We start from the raw sequence: 18,276 nt of genomic DNA on the forward strand, positions 1-18,276 counted from the left end.
CTTGGTGCGCCGTTCCGCGCGCGCCCCGAGCCTTACCGCAACTCGCCGGCGTCGTCACGCGCGGTTTTTCCGCTGCCGTCCCGGCGGCTTGCCGCCCCCGGGAAAGAGCGCGAGCCCCGCCGCCCCGGCGAAGATCGCGATGTCGGCGACGTTGAACGCGTAAGGGTTGTCGATGCCGCAACACGACATGTTGAGGAAATCGGCCACCGCGCCGTACAGTAGCCGGTCCACCACGTTGCCCAGCGCGCCGCCGATCAGCACCCCGCCGGCAATCAGCCCCGGCACCCCCGGCGGGTCGCGCCGCAGCCAGACCAGAACGAAAAGCACGATTCCCAGCGCCACGGCCACCAGCACCCAGCGCGTCAGATCCTGCTGCCCGGCGAACAGGCCGAAATTGATGCCGTAGTTCCATGCCATGCGGAACGTGAGATACGGCGGGAAGACGTCGATCACACCGCGCACGTCGAGCGCCATGGCGTGCACGATCCAGTATTTCGACACTTGGTCGAGCACGAAGATCACCGCCGCCGAAATCGCCACGATCCTCATGCGCCGCCGCCCCCGTGCGAAGAGAGCCCGCAAGGGCTGGATGAGTTCCGCGCCGTCAATGCCGGAAATGCCGCATGCCGGTGAACACCATGGCGAGCCCCGCCTCGTCGGCCGCCGCGATCACCTCTTCGTCGCGCATCGCGCCACCCGGCTGGATCAGCGCGCTCGCGCCGGCCTCCGCCGCGGTCAGCACCCCGTCGGGGAAGGGAAAGAACGCATCCGACGCCACCGCCGCGCCCTGCGTCGGGATCGCCCCCAGATCCAGCGCCTCGGCCATGTCCTGCGCCTTGCGCGCGGCGATCCGGGTCGAATCGACCCGGCTCATCTGGCCCGCGCCGACGCCCACGGTGGCGCCGTCCTTGACGTAGACGATGGCGTTGGACTTCACATGCTTGGCCACGGTCCAGGCGAGGCGCAGATCGCGCATCTCCGCCTCGCTCGGCTGGCGCTTGGTGACCACCCGCAGATCCGCCTCGCCGACCGCGCCGGTGTCGCGGTCCTGCACCAGAAGCCCGCCCGACACCTGTCGCAGCGCCAGCCCCGCGGCCGCCGGATCGGCCAGCCCGTCGGTCAGCAGCAGCCGCAGGTTCTTCTTGCCGGCAAAAACCGCGCGCGCGTCCTCGTCGGCACCGGGTGCGATGACCACCTCGGTGAAGATCTCGGTGATCGCCGCTGCCGTCGCGCGGTCGAGCGGGCGGTTCAGCGCCACGATCCCGCCGAAGGCCGAGGTCCGGTCGCAGTCGAAGGCGCGGGAATAGGCGTCGGCCAGCGTCGCGCCGACGGCGACGCCGCAGGGATTGGCGTGCTTGATGATCGCGCAGGCGGGCGCCTCGCCCGCCAGTTCCGACACCAGCTCGAACGCCGCGTCGGTGTCGTTGATGTTGTTGTAGCTCAGCTCCTTGCCCTGAAGCTGTTCGGCCGTCGCGATCCCGGGCCGCGCGGCGCCGTCCACGTAGAACGCCGCCGACTGGTGCGGGTTCTCGCCGTAGCGCAGCGTCTGCTTCAGCCGCCCTGCGACGACCCGGCGGCGCGGCGCCGTCTCGCCCAGCGCGTCCGCCATCCAGCCCGAGACGGCGGCGTCGTAGGCGCCCGTGCGGGCATAGGCGGTCAGCGCCAACCGCTGGCGGAAGGCGTAGGAGGTCTGCCCGTCCCGCGCCTTCAGTTCGTCCAGCAGCGCGGCGTAATCTTCCACGTCCGTCACCACGTTGACGAAGCGGTGGTTCTTGGCCGCCGCGCGGATCATCGCCGGCCCGCCGATGTCGATGTTCTCGATCGCGGTGTCGTAATCGGCGCCGCCCGCGACCGCCGCCTCGAACGGGTAGAGGTTGACCACCAGAAGGTCGATGGCACCGATCCCGTGCGCCTCCATCGCCGCCACGTGGTCCTCGTCGTCGCGCAAGGCCAGAAGGCCGCCGTGCACGCCCGGATGCAGCGTCTTCACGCGGCCGTCCATCATCTCCGGAAAGCCCGTGACGTCCGAGACGTCGCGCACCGTGAGCCCCGCCTCGCGCATCGCGCGGGCGGTGCCGCCGGTGGACAGAAGCTCCACCCCCCGCGCCGCCAGCGCCTGCGCAAGCTCGACGAGCCCCGACTTGTCGGAAACGGAGAGGAGCGCGCGGCGGACGGGAACGAGATCGGTCATGTGCAAGGGGCCTGTCTGGTCATGTGACGTCTTCGGTGTCGTCCTCGTAACGGGCCGGCGCAATGTCGCGGATCGCCACCGCGGTCTCCTGCGCCTTTGCCAGCGTCCAGCGGACGCGGCTCGCATACTCCATCGCGCGGCCGGATAAAACGACCTGTTTCGCGGCCCGCGGCCTGAGCCGCCCCTTTTCGAGGTAGACAGAGGGTTCGAGCGCCAGTTCGGCCCGCATGTCGTGGCGGAACACCCAGACCTCCCCCGATGGCAGCGACAGGGACACCGCCGCGCCGCCAAGGTCGATCTCGGCATCGACCTCGGGGTGCAGGTGGAACCGGATCTGGAAGGCGAGCCCGGTCAGCCGCACCGCGTCCATGCGCATGTCGAAAAGCCGCTTGTCGCGCGCCGCGATCGCCACCAGCAGATCCTCACCGGCAAGCGCGCGGCCGTCGTGGCTGAGCTCCAGCGTCCGCGCATGGGTCAGCCCGTGGGTCGAGACGTAGCCGTCATGCGCCCCCTCGAAACGCAGTCCGTCCGATCCGGGGTTCAGCTCCACCGGCACGCGCGTCGGCGCGTCCTCCAGCATCTCGCGCCGGGCGGCGCCGACGAACCCGGCCTTGCCCAGCCGCGCGCTGGAATAGCCGTCAAGGCAGAGCGCGGAATGCGACGGCGTCGCCCTGCCCGCCCGTCGCCATTCGGAGCCGAAGATCGCGCCCGATCCGCAATTGACCACCAGCGGCCGGCGGCCCGATGTCAGCTCGAACGCCAGCGTGGAGGCATGGGCGTCGAACGAGGCCGCCCCCGCGGGCGGCGGCGCGGCGTCGACGATGAGGCTGGTGCGGCCGCCCGAGAGCCGCGCGAAGCCCATGGGCAGACCCGTCGCCGCCCGCGCCTTCACGCCCGAGGAGGCGAGCGCCTGGTCGAGTCGGCCCTCGAGGCCGCGACCGCCGCCGTGGAACCGCGCCAGCCCACCATCGGCGTGCCGCAGCGCGCGCAGCGTCGGGGCGATGCGGGCGATCGCGTCGGCATGGGGGCCCTGCGGCACGCGCCCGGCCTCGCTCAGCGCCGTCGCCGCCCAGGTGAGCAGCGTGAACACCTCCAGAAGGTCTTCGGGATTGCGCGTGGACAGGCCGCCCGCGCTGTCGACGATGCGGCCGCATTCGCGCGCAAGGCCCGCGCGGGCCGGGTCCACGTACGCCTCCATCCCCTCGAGCGACAGCCCGGCATAGAGCAGGCCGGTCAGCGCCTCGAACCGCGCCAGCCCCGGCGGCGTCTTCTGCCAGCGCCGCGCGAGATAGATCGTCTGCGCCCCGAGGGCGCGGTAGAATGCGGCCGATTGCTCGGAGGATCGCCCGCGCAGCAGGAAGATCGCGTGATGCGTCCAGCGGATGATGCGCCGGCCCGCCAGCTCGGGCTGCCAGCCCGGGCCGGTGCCGGCGCCGTAGCGGTCGATCCACCCCCAGACCCAGTCCTGCGCCACGACACGCGCGCGGGGCTCGCCCACGGCGGCAAGATCATCGAGCCAGGCACAGCCGTGGATCTCCTCCACGAAGGCGGCGTCGGGCGCATCGACATCCCAGATCGACCAGCCGGGCGCCTCGATCAGGTGGCCGGCGAACATCAGGTTCCCGGCGGCAAGCTGACGGCCGCGGGCGAAGGATCCGACGGTGCGGGGTTCGGGGGCAGATCGGAACGCCGTCGCCGGCCGCGCCCGCGCCGCGCGCCAGGCGTGGTAACGATTGTGCGTGCGTGCCGCCGCCGCCCGCCACCGGTCCAGTCTGGACATCTGCTGCCTTGCCTCTCGTCCGCCGCCCTTCGGCGCGTCGTTGCCGGAAGGATAAGGGCGGGGCGGTGCAAAGTCACCGCTGGAAATCCGGCGCGGGACAAAGCGGGTCCGTATGGCGACAGGGGGTCCCCAGGCCCGGCCGGGCGCAAGCCGCGCAGCGCCGGGCCGCGGATCGGCGATCCTGGTCGTCGAACGACGCACTTTATGGCAGCCAACTCGGCAAGACCTCCGAGCACCGCGCCAAGCGTCACCAGATCGCCGGTCCGGGGGGCGGCCCGGCGATGCGCGGCGGCCTGACGGCCTTGAGTTCGCGCGGGCATGGTTCGACCGGCGCTCTGCCCTACCGCGACTTGTCGAAAAGACCCGTGAGGCTCTGCGCGACGAGGTTCCGGACCGAGGGGCGGGTCTCCCTGGTGAAGGGGATGGGCCGGCAGACCTCCATCGCGGCGACGCCGACCCGCACGGTCAGCGTCCCGTTGACCACACCTTCCCCGAAGCGGCGCGACAGACGCGCGAGGATCGAGCCGCCGAGGATCGGCTCCAGCATGTCCTCGCCCGCCGCGATGGCGCCGGTGGCCAGAAGATGCGCGAAGACCGCCCGCGTCAGCCGCCAGGTGCCGAGCGTGCCGGACCGGCCGCCGTAGATCTCGGCCACGCGGCGGATCATCCGCAGGTTCGACGACAGCGCCGCCGCCACGTCCGCAAAGGCGAGCGGCACGAGCGCCGTCACGCCGGCCACCTGCCGCGCCGCCGCCTGCACCTCGCGCGCCGCCGCCAGGTCGAGTGGAGCCAGCAGCTCGCGTTCGGCCAGAGACAGGAGCGCGGGACCGTCGAAAACGTCGCCGCGCCGCTCGGCCAGGCGCTCGCGGCCCCAGCGGGTGTCGTCGCGCGCAGTGTAGAGGGTGTCCAGCCGGTCGACCACGCGGCGGGCGGCTTCTAGGCCTCCCTCGTTCTGCGCGGCGCCGGCGTCGCGGTGCAGCGCGTCGACGCGCCCGAGCCGGGCGAAGGCCCGCGCCTCGCGCACGGCGATCAGCAGCACCACAAGCGCGAAAAGCCCGAAGAGCCCCGTCACCGCCCAGCCGAGCACGACGTTCTGCGCCATCAGGCTGGCCACGAACGCCCAGGCGGCGGAGGTCACGAGAAGCATCACGATGGCGCCCAGGAGCCGCCAGAACCATCGCACCAGCGGCGAGGATTGCCGGGCCGCCACGCGGGCGGCCGCCTTCATCGCCGCGCCCTCGGGCGGCGGCGTTGTCTCGGGCACGGGCGGGGCCTCGGCCGGGCTCTCGCCGGGCTCGGCCTCTTTGTCGAGCTCGAACAGGACGGGGCCGCGATGGCCCTTGCGCTCAGTCATGCCGCCTTCCTTTCCCAGCGGTACTGGATGTCCGGCAAGCCCTCGTCGTTGGCGCCGTCCGTGCGGGCGGTCTCGACGAAGCCGTGGCGGGCGTAGAACCGCTGCGCCGGGACGTTGGCGGCGAAGGTCCAGAGCACCAGCCGCGGCGCGGCGCCCTTGGCCTCGGCCAGCAGGCGCGCGCCGAGGCCCCGCCCCCGTGCCTCTGGGCGGATATAGAGGGCATGCACGCGTTCCCCGTCACGGGCGAGAAAGCCGTCGACGTCGGTGGTCTCCGCCAGGACGACCCAGCCGCGTTCGATCATCATGCCGGCGAAGGACAGATCCTCGGCCCTCGTATGGACGCGCGGCACCCAGGGGGTCGCGTCGATCCAGCCCGAGAGGATCTCGGCCACCGACCCCGCATCGGTGGGCCGCGCCGGGCGCAGGGCGGGGGCGATCACAACCTGTCCCCGAACAGGAATTGCGCGGCCCGGTCGAGCCGGATGTGCGGCGGCCCCTCGCCCGGCCTGAGCGACAGCTTCGCCGGCGCGAAGGTCATCAGCCCGTAATCGGCGTCGAGCCAGTGCTCGGAGCCGTCGCGCGCCGGGCCGAGCAGGCGCTGGGGATCCTGCGGCAGCTCGCCGGGATAGAACGCGGCGCTCTTGCCCGAGGTCAGCGTGCCGCGCACGCAATCGAGGTCCTCGCCGCGGTGAGAGCGTGTCTCCTCCACGGTGGCCCGCAGGGCGGCGATGGCCATGGCGTCGGTCCGGGCGCCGGCGAAATGCGCGCGGTCCGCCGCCTCGCGGGTGAGCGCCTGCATGAAGGCGCTCAGATGCGGGTGCTGGCGGTGGTGCAGGTGATCGGCCTTGGTGGCGGCAAAGAGGATGCGTTCGACCCGCTTGCCCATCAGGATCTGGCTGAGAAACGCGTTCCGGCCGGGCCGGAAGGCCGACAGGACGTCGGACATGGTGTGGCGCAGATCCTCCACCGCGCCGGGGCCGCGGTGGATCGCGCCGAGGGCGTCGACCAGAACGATCTGCCGGTCGATCCGGGAAAAGTGGTCGCGGAAGAAGGGTTTGACCACGCGGTCCTTGTAGGCCTCGTAACGCCGTTCGAATTCCCGCCGGAGCGATTTGCGGCCGGCGGTGCCGTCGCCCGGCGGCAGCGGCGCGAAGGTCAGCACCGGCGAGCCGGCGAGGTCGCCCGGCAACAGGAAGCGCCCCGGCGAGCAGTCGGAATAGCCCGCCTCGCTCGCCGCGCGGAGATAGGCGGTGAAGCTTTCGGAGAGCGCCTGCGCGCGGGCCTCCTCCAGCTCTTGCGAGCTGTCCTCGGCCTTGAGACGGGACAGGAAATCCCCGGCGATCTCGCGCCGTTCGGCACGCGCCAGGGTGTCGCGGGACCAATCCTCGAAGCTCTTCTCCAGCAATCCGAGATCGAGCAGCCATTCGCCGGGATAGTCGACGATGTCGAGATGCAGCCGCCGCGCGCCCTGGAAGCCGGCGAGCAGGCCGGTGGGGCGGATGCGCATGGACAGTCGCAGCTCGCTCACCGCGCGGGTGCTTTCGGGCCAGTGCGGCGCATCGGCGGTGAGCGCGGCGAGGTGTTTCTCGTAATCGAAGCGCGGCAGCGTGTCGTCGGGCTGGGGCTGCAGGTAGGCCGCGTCGATCCGGCCCTCGGCGGCGGCGGCAAGCTGGGACATGCGGCCGCGATCCATCAGGTTGGCGACCAGCGAGGTGATGAACACCGTCTTGCCCGCGCGCGACAGGCCGGTGACGCCGAGCCGCAGTGTCGGCTCTCCGAACGTCTCGCCGACCGCGCCGGTCAGGCCTCTGGCGCTGCGGCCGATGCGGTTTGCGATGTCTCCGAGGATCAAGGCGGGCTCCGGTATGCGTGGGTCGCGTTCCGGCGAGAGATAGAGGCGCGGCGGCCGATGTGAAAGGGTCGCTTGCCGGTGCGCGGGCGCTGGGCTAGGCCGCGGGCCATGCCGAGATACGCGCTGAAGGTGGAATACGATGGCGGGCCCTTCTCGGGCTGGCAATGGCAGGACGACGTCCCGAGCGTGCAGGGCGCGCTCGAGGCGGCGCTGGCGCGGCTGGAGCCTGACGTGCCGCGGATCGCCGCCGCCGGGCGCACCGATGCCGGGGTCCATGCGCGCGGGCAGGTCTGCCATTGCGACATGGCCAAGGACTGGGCGCCGTTCACGCTGATGAACGCGCTCAACCACCACCTGAAGCCGGCGCCGGTCGCGGTGGTCGCGGCGGCGGAGGTGGCCGGCGACTGGCACGCGCGGTTCTCGGCCCGCGAGCGGCGGTATCTTTACCGTGTGCTGAACCGGCGCGCGCGGGTGACGCTGGAGGCCGGTCAGGTCTGGCAGGTGCAGCGTGCGCTCGACGTGGAGGCTATGCGGGCGGGGGCGGCCTATCTGGTCGGCAGGCACGACTTCACCACCTTCCGGTCCTCGATCTGCCAGGCGAAGAGCCCGGTGAAGACGCTCGACCGGCTGGAGGTGGACGCGGTGGAGACGGCGGCGGGACACGAGATCCGGTTCTCTCTCTGCGCTCGGTCTTTCCTGCACAACCAGGTGCGCAGCTTCGTCGGTACGCTGGAGCGCGTGGGCTGCGGCGCCTGGGCGCCCGAGGACGTGGGCCGGGCGCTCGAGGCGCGGGACAGGGCGGCCTGCGGGCCTGTGGCGCCGCCGCAGGGGCTTTATTTGACCGGGGTGGGCTACCCGGAGGATCCGTTCGCGGAGTGAGGCCCGGCGCGCGTGGCGCGGACGGGAGCCTCCGGCGGGGGTTTTTTTGGCCAGATGAAGGGAGGACCGGGGCGCCGGAGTGGCGGCGTGGGGCGCTTGAACGGCGGGCGCGGGCCGCTAGCTCGCGCGCAATGGAAAACGCACTCATCATCGGGGCCTCGGGCGGGATCGGGTCGGCCGTGGCCGCGGAGCTCGAGCGGCGCGGCGTGGCCGTGACCGGGCTGTCGCGGTCCGAAGACAATCTCGACGTGACCGACGAGGCTTCGGTGGAACGCGTGCTCGGGGCGCTGGACGGGCCCTTCGACCTGGTGTTCTGCGCCACGGGCGCGCTGCGCATCGGCGGGGCGGCGCCGGAGAAGACGATCCGGCGGCTCGATCCGGACGCGATGCGCGATCAGTTCATGGTCAACGCGGTCGGCCCGGCGATGGTGCTGAAGCACGCGATCCGGCTGGTGCCGCGGCGGCAGCGCGCGGTGATGGCGGTGCTGTCGGCGCGGGTCGGGTCGATCGGCGACAACGGGCTCGGCGGGTGGTATTCCTACCGCACGGCCAAGGCGGCGGTGAACCAGGTGGTGCATACCGCGGCGGTGGAGTTCGCCCGCTCGCACCGGCACCTCGCCTGCGTGGCGCTGCATCCCGGCACGGTCGAGACGCCGTTCACCGAGGGCTATTCGGACAGCCACCCGACAGTGGCCCCGGCCCGCGCGGCGGAGCGCCTGTGCGACGTCTTCGAAAGGCTGGGGCCGGAGCATACCGGGCGCTTCTACGACTACGCCTTCGAGGAGATCCCCTGGTGAGCCGGCTGGTCCTGGTGCTGGGCGATCAGCTGTCGGAGAGCCTCTCGGCGCTGCGGGAGGCGGACAAGGGCAGCGACGTCGTCATGATGGCGGAGGTCGCCGAGGAAGCGACTTACGTGCAGCATCACCCCAAGAAGATCGCGTTGATCTTCGCGGCGATGCGCAAGTTCGCCGCGCGGCTGCGCGCGGACGGCTGGGACGTGCGCTATGCCGAGCTCGACGACACCGGGAACGCCGGTTCGATCCCCGGCGAGCTGTTGCGCCGGGCCGAGGAGACGGGCGCCTCGGAGGTCATCGCCACCGAGCCCGGCGAATGGCGGCTGATCAAGGCGCTCTCGGAGATGCCGCTGACCTGCCGGCAACTGGCCGATGACCGGTTCATCGCCAGCCACGACGATTTCGAGCGATGGGCCTCGGGGCGCAAGACGCTGCGGATGGAGTTTTTCTACCGCGAGCAGCGCAAGGCGACCGGGTACCTGATGGAGGACGGCAAACCGGCGGGCGGGCAGTGGAATTTCGACCACGACAACCGCAAACCGGCGCCCGAGGCGGTCGATTTCGGCGGGCCGATGCAGTTCACCCCCGACGACACGGTCGAGGCGGTGCTGGAGCTCGTCGAAGCGCGCTTCGGCAACTGGTTCGGAGAGGTCCGCCCGTTCTGGTTCGCCACCGACCAGAGCCAGGCGCGGCGCGCATTGGCGCATTTCGTCAAGCACGCGCTGCCGCGCTTCGGCGACTATCAGGATGCGATGATGGGGGACGAGCGGTTCCTCTATCACTCGGTGATCTCGGCCTACATGAACATCGGCCTTCTGGACCCGCGGGAGGTCTGCGAGGCGGTGGAGGAGAGCTGGCGCGCGGGCGACACGCCGATCAACGCCGCCGAGGGGTATATCCGCCAGGTGATCGGCTGGCGCGAATACATGCGCGGGATCTATTTCCACGAGGGGCCGGATTATCCGCGGCGCAACGGGCTGAACCAACAGCGCGCGCTGCCACCGCTCTACTGGGGGGCGGAGACAAAGATGCGCTGCCTGTCGGAGACGGTGGCGCAGACGCGGGAAGAGGCCTACGCGCATCACATCCAGCGCCTGATGGTGACGGGCAATTTCGCGCTGATCGCCGGGATCGACCCCGCCGAGGTCGAGGATTGGTACATGCGCGTCTATTTCGACGCGTTCGAGTGGGTCACGGCGCCGAATACGGTGGGGATGAGCCAGTTCGCCGATGGCGGTGTGATCGCGTCGAAACCCTACGTGTCGAGCGGCAGCTATATCGACCGGATGTCGGATTATTGCGGCGACTGCGCCTACAGCGTGAAGGCCAAGACCGGAGAGGGCGCCTGCCCGTTCAACCTGCTCTACTGGCATTTCATGCACCGGCACCGGGAGCGCTTCGAGAGCAATCCGCGCATGGCGCAGATGTACGCGACCTGGGACCGGATGGCAGAGGACCGCAAGGAGACGGTCCTGCGTGAGGCGGAGGAGTTCCTGCGGCGGATGTCGGACGGGGAAACGGTCTGAGCCGGCGCAGGCGCAAGCTGCGGGAGCGAGGGTCGCCATTGGTTCGCGGCATCGGTCCGAGCGACGTTTGCGGCGCCCCTCGCGCTCCCCTGAATATTCGGAGACAGAGGAAAGGGGCGTGCCACGTCAGATCAGCCCTTCGGAGCGGAAGCTGAGTTCGCGCGCCTTTCCTATCACGAGGTGATCGTGCAGCGTCAGGCCCAGCGCCTCGGCGGCCTGCTGGATCTGGGCGGTCATGTCGATGTCCGCGCGGGAAGGCGTGGGGTCGCCCGACGGGTGGTTGTGCACGAGGATCAGCGCCGAGGCGTTGAGTTCGAGCGCGCGCTTGACGACCTCGCGCGGGTAGACCGGAACATGGTCGACGGTGCCGCGGGCCTGCGCTTCGTCGGCGATGAGAACGTTCTTGCGGTCAAGGTAGAGGACGCGGAACTGTTCGATCTCTCCGTGTGCGAGCGCGGTGCGGCAATAGTCCAGGAGGGCGTCCCAGCTCGACACCACGGGGCGCTGCATCACGCGGGCGCGGCTGAGCCGGTGAGCAGCCGCCTCCACCAGCTTGAGCTGGCAGATTACGGCGGCGCCGACGCCGGTGACCTGCATCAGCCGGGCATGCGGCGCCGACACGACGGCGTTGAAGTCGCCGAACGTGTCGAGAAGGCGCCGGGCCAGCGGCTTCATGTCCTGCCGCGGCACCGCGCCGAACAGGATCAGCTCCAGCATCTCGTAATCCGGCAGCGCGTCTGCGCCGCCGGAGAGGAACCGTTCCCGCAACCGTTCGCGGTGGTCGCGGATATAGGACGGCAGCCGCGTGCCGGGCGGCAGACCCGGGACCGCCTCGCTCTCGAAGAGGGCGCCCTGTGCCTCGTGGAATTCGCGATCGGCGGTCATGCCCGCACTCTGGCGGGCGATGGGTTACCGCGCGGTTAACAATGACCGGCTCAGTTGCTCGCGTAGTCGGTGCCAAGCGTCTCGGTAGCAAAGCGGACGCCCTCGCCCGTGTGCTCGAAGGCGAGCGACAGGCCCGGAATGCCCGGCAGGCCGAAGGAGACCGCGTCACCGTCCTCGAGGCGCATGGCCAGGCGGGCGGGCTCGGCCGGAGCGACGACGGGCTTGTAGGTGGCGACCACCTCGGCGGCGGCATCGTCGGTTTCGGTCCAGTAGACCGAGACGGCGACGCCATATTCGGTCAGCGTCGCGCCGTCGCCCGAGGAGACAAGGACGGTTTCGCCGGCGGTCGCCGGAACGGCGGCGAACAGCGAGAGAAGGGCAGCAGCGGACAGCGTGCGCGGGGATGCGGTGATCATGATCATGTCCTTTCGACAAATGGTCGGTGGCCCGAAGGCGGGCCTTCTGCAGTGCAGCGTAATCGCTGCGACGCAGAAACGACCACAGCCGATGCGACATAGCCGCCATGAGCCATGTGCGGGTAGGCCGGACTGACCCGATCGGGGCGATGCTGGCGCACGAATGGGGGACCCGCGCACGGAAAATTGCCGGCGCACGCGGCGGTGCGCGGTGCGCCGGTCGCGCTCTTGCTTGAGAACTAAGGTTTCGGGAGACCGATAGCGATCCTGGGCCGCCCCCTGCCCGGGGCGGCCAGCGCCGTGCTGCGGCTGCGCCTACTCCGCCGCGTCGCGCTTGGGCAGGACCCAGTCGGGACGCGGGAAGTGGCAGGTATAGCCGTTGGGGAAGCGCTGGAGGTAATCCTGATGCTCCGGCTCGGCCTCCCAGAAGTCGCCCACGGGTTCGACCTCGGTCACCACCTTGCCCGGCCAGAGGCCCGAGGCCTCCACGTCCTTGATCGTGTCGAGCGCGGTCTGCCGCTGGTCCTCGTCCACGTAGTAGATCGCCGAGCGGTAGCTCATGCCGACATCGTTGCCCTGGCGGTTCTTCGTCGTCGGGTCGTGGATCTGGAAGAAGTATTCCAGGATCCGCCGATAGGAGATCACCTGCGGCTCGAACAGGATCTCGATGCCCTCGGCATGGGTGCCGTGGTTGCGATAGGTCGCGTTGGACACGTCGCCGCCGGTATAGCCGACGCGGGTGCCTTCCACCCCCGGCAGCTTGCGGATCAGATCTTCCATGCCCCAGAAGCAGCCCCCGGCGAGTACGGCGCGTTCGGTCATGCCACGTCCTCCACTTGGTTCAGGTAGGCGCCATAGCCTTCGGCCTCCATGTCATCGCGATGGACGAACCGCAGGCTGGCGGAGTTGATGCAGTAGCGCAGGCCGCCCCGGTCCTGCGGGCCGTCCGGAAAGACGTGACCGAGATGGCTGTCGCCATGGGCGGAGCGGACCTCGGTGCGGATCATGCCGTGCGTGGTGTCGCGCAGCTCGCTCACATGCGCGGGCTCCAGCGGCTTGACGAAGCTGGGCCAGCCGCAGCCCGATTCGTACTTGTCGGCGCTGGCGAAGAGCGGCTCTCCGGAGACCACGTCGACATAGATGCCGGGCTCCTTGTTGGCGAGATACTCGCCCGTGCCCGGCCGCTCGGTGCCGTTTTCCTGGGTGACGCGGTACTGCTCGGGCGTGAGCCGGGCGACCGCGTCGGGATCCTTCCGGTAGTCGGCCATGGATGTCCTCCTGATCTGTCTTTGCCCATGATGTGGGGACGCGGGCGGAAAATCAAAAGGCGCGGAGGCGGGCGGGAGGGGCGCTGCCCCTCTTGCGCCTGCGGCGCAATTCACCCCGGAGTATTTGGGGCCCAAAGAAGCCGGAAAAAGGGGAAGGGGTGCGGGCGGCGGGTCAGCGGGCGCGCTTCCGGGCGCGGCGGATCAGCATGTCGCGTTTCGTCTTGGACAGGCGGTGGACGTAGAGCATGCCGTCCAGGTGGTCGATCTGGTGCTGCACGCTCGTCGCCCAGAGCTTGACGAAATCGCGCTCCTCGACCTCGCCCTCTTCGTTGAGAAAGCGCACCGTGACGGCGCGGGGGCGGGTGATCGCGGCATTCACGCCGGGCAGGCAGGGGCTCGCCTCTTCGTGGTCACGCAGCTCTACGCTGGCATGCAGGATCTCGGGGTTGGCCATGCGCACGGCCTGGCCGCGGTCGTTCGAGGCGTCGACCACGGCGAGGCGCAGCATCACCCCGATCTGCGGCGCGGCGAGGCCGACGCCCGGCATCGCCTCCATCGTGTCGATCATGTCCTGCCAGTGGGCGCGGATGTCGTCGGTGACCGCGTCGACCGGCGCGGCGGGGGTCCGCAGCCGCTTGTCGGGCCAGCGCAGGATGGGGCGGACACTCATGCCGCGCTGCCCGCGTAGATTTCCAGGAGCTCCGCGCGCAGCGCCGGATCGACCCGGTCGAAGGTCACGATGCCGTCGAGATGGTCGAGCTCGTGCTGCACCACGACCGCATCGATGCCGTTCAGGATCTCGGTCCGGATCCCGCCCGCCGCATCACGATAGCGGATCGTCACCTCGGCGGGGCGGGTCACCTCGGCGCTGATCCCGGGAATCGACAGGCACGATTCGGTGAAGGCGACCGTGCGGTCCGAGGCGGCAACGATCTCCGGGTCGATGCAGACGCGGGGGGCGGAGGCGCCCTCCTTCCAGCCGGTATCGGCGACGAAGACACGCACCATGGCGCCGATCTGGGGCGCCGCCAGCCCGCGCCCGCCGGCCGCGTACATCGTGTCGAGAAGATCGCCCACCAGCGCCGAGACGTCGGTGTCGCCGACCTTCACGCAGCGCTGCGACAGGCGGGGGTCGGGCCAGTTCAGGACCTCGCGCGCCGCCATTAGACGGCCTCCCCCGGTCGCGTGTCGGCAAGGTAGGCGTCCGCGTCCGGGCGCGCGGTCATCATGTGGCGCACATAGGCATCGCGTTCGTGCATCAGGATCGGAAGCTCCCACACGCAGGCCGTCAACGGACGGTCGTCCATCGGTTCGTAGGCACCGTCCGGAGGGGCCAGCGACAGGCGCTGGCAGAGGATATCGCCGTGCGCCCACCAGTCCATCAGGAGCCAGGTGCCCATCTCGCCCGCGTGCATCACCACGAAGCCGAGCCCGGAGGCGCCGCCCTCGGCCCTCGCCGCGGCCTCCACCCGCGCGGCCTCTTGCCGGGCGGCGGCGAGTGCGGCGTCGGACGGTGCCTTTGCCCCGATATGATAGGCCTTGAGCCGCAGCTTACCGGCCTGCCACAGCCCGAGCGCCCGGACCGGGCGCGGCGCATAGGGCGCCGGCGCCGTCACGAGCGGGCCATCTCGCGCTTCAGCTTCTGCATCTTGCGGGTGATCATCTGACGCTTCATCGGCCCGAGATAATCGATGAAGAGCTTGCCGTTGAGGTGGTCGATCTCGTGCTGGACGCAGACCGCCCAGAGGCCGTCGAACTCTTCCTCGCGCGGGTTGCCGTCCCGGTCGAGCCAGCCGACGCGCACCTGCGCGGGCCGCTCCACGTCGGCATACTGGTCGGGGATCGACAGGCAGCCTTCCTCGTAGACCTTGCGCTCTTCCGAGGCCGCGAGAACCTCGGGGTTGAACATCACCAGCGGGCGCGGCTCGGCGTCCTCGTCCTTCACGCAGTCGAGAACGATCAGTCGCGACAGCACGCCGACCTGCGGCGCCGCGAGCCCGATGCCTGGCGCGTCGTACATGGTTTCCAGCATGTCGCCGGCCAGCCGGCGCAGGTCGTCCGACAGATCGGCGACCGGCGCTGCGGGCTTTTTCAGCCGCGGGTCGGGGTGGATGATGATCGACCGTTTCATGCGGCGGATTTAGGGGCTTCGGCCCGCGGGCGCAACGCAGACGGAAGATGTAACCTTGACGTTACTCCGCCCAAAGCTGTATGTAACGCAAAGGTTACTCTGGCAAGGAGATCCCCATGACCTTTCTCACCCCCGGCCGCATCACCTGGATCACGCAGGCGGTCTTTGCCGCACTCGCGGTGTTCTTCCTCGGCATGGCGCTGGGGGCGGTCTTCGCGCCGGATCTCGCGGCTCTGCCCGGCTGGCTCGGCGCGCCGGTGGGGCTGATCGGGGCGGTGCTGCTGTTCTCGGCGGCGTGGTTCGCGCCGCGGCGCGCTGCCAACATCGCCTTCGACGAGGGCTACCAGCACGACTGGCTGCACGCGCAGGCGCGCGGCTACTGGGCGTTCGTCTTCGCCTTCGCGATCGGCGGGAACCTCGTCGCCGCGGATATCCTGCCGGTCGGCCGGGCGTTCATGGCCTGTTCGCTCGGCGCGGCCGCGGTGCCGTTCGTGTGGTTCCTCGCGCGGCGCTGGGGCGGACGCGGATGAGCCTCGTCTCCAACCTCAAGGCACGTCGGCAGGCCGCGGGTCTGACGCAGGCGGAGCTGGCCGAGCGCGTGGAGGTCAGCCGCAAGACCGTGAACACCGTCGAGAACGGGGTCTTCGTGCCCTCCACCGTGCTGGCGCTGAAACTGGCACGGGCGCTCGGCTGCCGGGTCGAGGACCTGTTTCGACTTGAGGCCGGGGAGTGACGTGCCAAGTTGCGCGCGAGGCGGCGAAGGACGCCGCATGTCGCGCGAGACCGCGAAGGAGACCGAATTGACCAGCCGTTTCGACGAAGAGATCGACCGCGTGGGCACGCATTGCGCCAAGTGGGACATGATGGAGCCGATCTACGGCGTCAGCCCCGAGGACGGGCTGGCGATGTGGGTCGCCGACATGGATTTCCGCCCGCCCGACGCCGTCCAGCGCGCGCTGGAAGCGATGGTCGCGCACGGCGTCTACGGCTATTTCGGCAAGGACGGCCCCTACCGGGAGGCGATCTGCTGGTGGATGTGCGAACGCCACGGCTGGGAGTTTCCGCAGGAGGCGATCTTCACCGTCAACGGGCTGGTGAACGGCACCGCCATGTGCGTCGACACCTGGACCGATCCGGGCGACGCGGTGGTGCTGTTCACGCCGGTCTACCACGCCTTCGCGCGGGTGATCCGTGCGGCCGGGCGCGAGGTCACCGAATGCCCGCTGGTGCAGAAGGGCGGGCGCTACGAGATGGACTTCGCCGCCTATGACGCGCTGATGACCGGGCGCGAGAAGATGGTGGTGCTGTGCTCGCCGCACAATCCGGGCGGGCGGGTCTGGAGCCGCGAAGAGCTGCGCGAGGTGGCGGAATTCGCCCGCCGGCACGACCTGATCCTGGTGTCGGACGAGGTGCACCACGACCTGGTGATGCCCGGCCAGAGCCACGTGCCGATGCCGCTGGCGGCGCCCGAGGTGCTGGACCGCACGGTGATGCTCACCGCGACGAGCAAGACCTTCAACCTCGCCGGCGGGCATGTCGGCAACGTCATCATCCCGGACGCAGACCTGCGCAAGCCCTTCGCGAAGCGCCTGGGCGCGATGGGCGTGTCGCCCAACGCCTTCGGCGTGGTCATGGCGACCGCGGCCTATTCGCCGGAGGGCGCGGCCTGGGTGGACGAGTTGGCCGCCTATCTCGAGGGCAACCGGCGCCTTTTCGACGAGATGGTGAACGCGATCCCCGGGGTGCGCTCCATGCCGCTGGAGGCGACGTACCTGGCCTGGGTGGACTTCTCCGGCACCGGCATGGCGGCCGAGGAATTCACCCGGCGGGTCGAGGGCGACGCGCGGATCGCGGTGAACCACGGGCAGACCTTCGGCACCGGCGGCGAGAGCTTCCTGCGCTTCAACCTCGCCACGCCTCGGGCGCGGGTGGAGGAGGCGGGCACGCGGCTGCAGCGGGCCTTCGCGGACCTGCAATAGCACTTACTTGTCGTTGTCGGGGTGGGAGGCGTCGGTCTTCGGGCGGGGCTTGTAGATCGGCAGCTCCCACCCCCGACGGATCGCGCCTGCCCTCAGAACGAAGCAGACGACCGCCGCGAGCACCGCCGAGAGGGCCGAGGGGGCGCCGGCGAGGTCGGCGAGCGCCAACGCCAGCGACCCCGAGAAGGCGCAGGTGACGTAGAGCTGACCCGGCCGCAGCATCAGCGGGACCTCGTTGGACACCACGTCGCGCGCGAGCCCGCCGACGCAGCCGGTGATCATGCCCATGACGACGATCACTGGCAGCGCCTCGCCCGCGTCGGCGGTGATGACCGCGCCGGCGGCGACCGCCACCGACAGGGCGGCGGCGTCGAGCCATTTCAGCGTTTCCCAACGCGATTCGAGCCGGTGGGCGAGAAAGAACACCCCCACGGCGGCGAGGGTCGCGGAGACGAGGTAGACCGGGTCGGCGATCCAGAACACGTCCCGGTCCAGGAGCAGATCGCGCAGCGTGCCGCCGCCCATGCCGGTCAGGCAGGCGAGGAAGGCGAAGCCGACGATGTCGAGCTGTTCGCGGCTCGCCACCAAGGCGCCGGTCAGCGCGAACATGGTGATCGCAGCGTAGTCGAGAACCGCGACCAGGGTCATGCCCGGCCCTTTTCCTTGAACGGGGCCATGCCGGCGCGGGCAAGCTCGTCCGCGCGCTCGTTCTCAGGGTGGCCGGCGTGACCCTTGACCCATTCCCAGCGCACGTCGTGACGCGCCTGCGCGGCGTCGAGCCGGCGCCACAGCTCCTCGTTCTTCACCGGCTTCTTGGCGGAGGTCTTCCAGCCGTTCTTCTTCCAGCCGTGGATCCAGCCGGTCACGCCGTTCTTCACATAGGCCGAATCGGTGACGATGGTGATGGACGAGGATTGCTTCAGCGCCTCCAGCGCGGAAATCGCGGCCAGAAGCTCCATCCGGTTGTTGGTGGTCGCGGCCTCGCCGCCGGAAAGCTCACGCTCCTTGACGACGGTGTTTCCGTCCATCGCGCGCATGAGAACGCCCCAGCCGCCGGGGCCGGGATTGCCGGAGCACGCTCCGTCGGTGAAGGCATAGAGTTCGGGCATCGGCGGCTCTGTCGCGCGGCGTTCGGGCGGCGTCAAGGGCGGCATCGCGCGGGGGTTCCGCCCCCGCACCCCCGGAGTACTTGGAACGAGAAGAAGGGAGGGGCGGGGCGCG

The 18,276-nt window shown here is 70.3% G+C and carries 22 protein-coding genes; 6 read left to right on the forward strand and 16 right to left on the reverse strand.

Annotation, left to right across the window (positions count from 1 at the left end):
• Window positions 1-54 precede the first annotated feature (54 nt).
• From lspA to F3H57_RS14695, 6 genes are all read right to left on the reverse strand, one after another.
• Entirely contained in the window at window positions 55-549 is a 495-nt protein-coding gene (lspA, locus tag F3H57_RS14670) for a signal peptidase II (protein ID WP_149756673.1), read from the reverse strand.
• A gap of 55 nt (window positions 550-604) precedes the next feature.
• On the reverse strand, window positions 605-2,191 hold the full coding sequence (purH, locus tag F3H57_RS14675; RefSeq protein WP_149756674.1) for a bifunctional phosphoribosylaminoimidazolecarboxamide formyltransferase/IMP cyclohydrolase: 1,587 nt from the start codon (window positions 2,189-2,191) through the stop codon (window positions 605-607).
• Between the two features lie 19 nt (window positions 2,192-2,210).
• A complete protein-coding gene (locus F3H57_RS14680; protein WP_149756675.1) occupies window positions 2,211-3,971 on the reverse strand; it encodes a heparinase II/III family protein in 1,761 nt (586 codons plus the stop codon).
• A 340-nt stretch (window positions 3,972-4,311) separates the two neighbouring features.
• Complete coding sequence (locus tag F3H57_RS14685) at window positions 4,312-5,325, reverse strand: YcjF family protein (protein ID WP_149756676.1); 1,014 nt, start codon at window positions 5,323-5,325, stop codon at window positions 4,312-4,314.
• The gene (locus F3H57_RS14690; RefSeq protein WP_316633400.1) at window positions 5,322-5,765 is read right to left on the reverse strand and encodes a GNAT family N-acetyltransferase; all 444 of its coding nucleotides are present in this window, start codon (window positions 5,763-5,765) and stop codon (window positions 5,322-5,324) included. The genes F3H57_RS14685 and F3H57_RS14690 overlap by 4 nt, the downstream gene beginning before the upstream one ends.
• On the reverse strand, window positions 5,762-7,177 hold the full coding sequence (locus F3H57_RS14695) for a YcjX family GTP-binding protein (protein WP_149756677.1): 1,416 nt from the start codon (window positions 7,175-7,177) through the stop codon (window positions 5,762-5,764). Before F3H57_RS14695 ends, F3H57_RS14690 begins: the two co-directional genes overlap by 4 nt.
• Before the next feature lie 108 nt (window positions 7,178-7,285).
• Here F3H57_RS14695 and truA point away from each other — a divergent pair, with 108 nt between their 5' ends.
• The 3 genes from truA (at window position 7,286) to F3H57_RS14710 (ending at window position 10,376) form a co-directional block, all read left to right on the forward strand.
• Window positions 7,286-8,056, forward strand: a complete 771-nt coding sequence (gene truA / locus F3H57_RS14700; protein WP_149756678.1) for a tRNA pseudouridine(38-40) synthase TruA — start codon at window positions 7,286-7,288, stop codon at window positions 8,054-8,056.
• 131 nt (window positions 8,057-8,187) lie between these two features.
• The gene (locus F3H57_RS14705; protein ID WP_149756679.1) at window positions 8,188-8,853 is read left to right on the forward strand and encodes an SDR family NAD(P)-dependent oxidoreductase; all 666 of its coding nucleotides are present in this window, start codon (window positions 8,188-8,190) and stop codon (window positions 8,851-8,853) included.
• Window positions 8,850-10,376, forward strand: coding sequence for a cryptochrome/photolyase family protein (locus F3H57_RS14710; protein WP_149756680.1), 1,527 nt, complete (start codon window positions 8,850-8,852; stop codon window positions 10,374-10,376). The genes F3H57_RS14705 and F3H57_RS14710 overlap by 4 nt, the downstream gene beginning before the upstream one ends.
• Window positions 10,377-10,502: 126 nt before the next feature.
• Here the strand turns inward: F3H57_RS14710 and radC are convergent, their stop codons facing one another.
• From radC to def (F3H57_RS14750), 8 genes are all read right to left on the reverse strand, one after another.
• Window positions 10,503-11,261: a RadC family protein gene (gene radC / locus F3H57_RS14715; protein ID WP_149756681.1), complete on the reverse strand. Its 759-nt coding sequence runs from the start codon at window positions 11,259-11,261 to the stop codon at window positions 10,503-10,505.
• A 50-nt stretch (window positions 11,262-11,311) separates the two neighbouring features.
• Complete coding sequence (locus tag F3H57_RS14720; protein ID WP_149756682.1) at window positions 11,312-11,677, reverse strand: hypothetical protein; 366 nt, start codon at window positions 11,675-11,677, stop codon at window positions 11,312-11,314.
• Between the two features lie 315 nt (window positions 11,678-11,992).
• Window positions 11,993-12,499, reverse strand: coding sequence for a peptide-methionine (S)-S-oxide reductase MsrA (gene msrA / locus F3H57_RS14725; protein ID WP_149756683.1), 507 nt, complete (start codon window positions 12,497-12,499; stop codon window positions 11,993-11,995).
• A complete protein-coding gene (gene msrB / locus F3H57_RS14730) occupies window positions 12,496-12,945 on the reverse strand; it encodes a peptide-methionine (R)-S-oxide reductase MsrB (RefSeq protein ID WP_149756684.1) in 450 nt (149 codons plus the stop codon). The genes msrA and msrB overlap by 4 nt, the downstream gene beginning before the upstream one ends.
• A gap of 172 nt (window positions 12,946-13,117) precedes the next feature.
• Window positions 13,118-13,615 (reverse strand): peptide deformylase, encoded by a 498-nt coding sequence (def, locus tag F3H57_RS14735; RefSeq protein ID WP_149756685.1) that lies wholly within the window; start codon window positions 13,613-13,615, stop codon window positions 13,118-13,120.
• On the reverse strand, window positions 13,612-14,109 hold the full coding sequence (gene def, locus F3H57_RS14740; RefSeq protein WP_149756686.1) for a peptide deformylase: 498 nt from the start codon (window positions 14,107-14,109) through the stop codon (window positions 13,612-13,614). The genes def (F3H57_RS14735) and def (F3H57_RS14740) overlap by 4 nt, the downstream gene beginning before the upstream one ends.
• Complete coding sequence (locus tag F3H57_RS14745) at window positions 14,109-14,561, reverse strand: hypothetical protein (protein WP_149756687.1); 453 nt, start codon at window positions 14,559-14,561, stop codon at window positions 14,109-14,111. Before F3H57_RS14745 ends, def (F3H57_RS14740) begins: the two co-directional genes overlap by 1 nt.
• Window positions 14,558-15,076 carry a peptide deformylase gene (def, locus tag F3H57_RS14750; RefSeq protein WP_149756688.1) on the reverse strand — a complete coding sequence of 173 codons (519 nt, stop codon included), beginning with the start codon at window positions 15,074-15,076 and terminating at the stop codon, window positions 14,558-14,560. The genes F3H57_RS14745 and def (F3H57_RS14750) overlap by 4 nt, the downstream gene beginning before the upstream one ends.
• Window positions 15,077-15,192: 116 nt before the next feature.
• Here def (F3H57_RS14750) and F3H57_RS14755 point away from each other — a divergent pair, with 116 nt between their 5' ends.
• The 3 genes from F3H57_RS14755 to F3H57_RS14765 are packed head-to-tail and all read left to right on the forward strand — an operon-like array spanning window position 15,193 to window position 17,055.
• Window positions 15,193-15,606: a hypothetical protein gene (locus F3H57_RS14755; protein ID WP_149756689.1), complete on the forward strand. Its 414-nt coding sequence runs from the start codon at window positions 15,193-15,195 to the stop codon at window positions 15,604-15,606.
• On the forward strand, window positions 15,603-15,809 hold the full coding sequence (locus F3H57_RS14760) for a helix-turn-helix transcriptional regulator (protein ID WP_149756690.1): 207 nt from the start codon (window positions 15,603-15,605) through the stop codon (window positions 15,807-15,809). Before F3H57_RS14755 ends, F3H57_RS14760 begins: the two co-directional genes overlap by 4 nt.
• A gap of 37 nt (window positions 15,810-15,846) precedes the next feature.
• The gene (locus F3H57_RS14765; protein ID WP_149756691.1) at window positions 15,847-17,055 is read left to right on the forward strand and encodes a MalY/PatB family protein; all 1,209 of its coding nucleotides are present in this window, start codon (window positions 15,847-15,849) and stop codon (window positions 17,053-17,055) included.
• 3 nt (window positions 17,056-17,058) lie between these two features.
• On the opposite strand, the gene F3H57_RS14770 is transcribed toward F3H57_RS14765, so the two are convergent.
• Window positions 17,059-17,703 (reverse strand): trimeric intracellular cation channel family protein, encoded by a 645-nt coding sequence (locus tag F3H57_RS14770; protein ID WP_149756692.1) that lies wholly within the window; start codon window positions 17,701-17,703, stop codon window positions 17,059-17,061.
• Complete coding sequence (gene rnhA / locus F3H57_RS14775; protein WP_149756693.1) at window positions 17,700-18,164, reverse strand: ribonuclease HI; 465 nt, start codon at window positions 18,162-18,164, stop codon at window positions 17,700-17,702. The genes F3H57_RS14770 and rnhA overlap by 4 nt, the downstream gene beginning before the upstream one ends.
• Between the last annotated feature and the right edge of the window lie 112 nt (window positions 18,165-18,276).

It is taken from the genome of Roseivivax sediminis, assembly GCF_900112685.1.
Classification (GTDB): Bacteria; Pseudomonadota; Alphaproteobacteria; order Rhodobacterales; family Rhodobacteraceae; genus Roseivivax; species Roseivivax sediminis.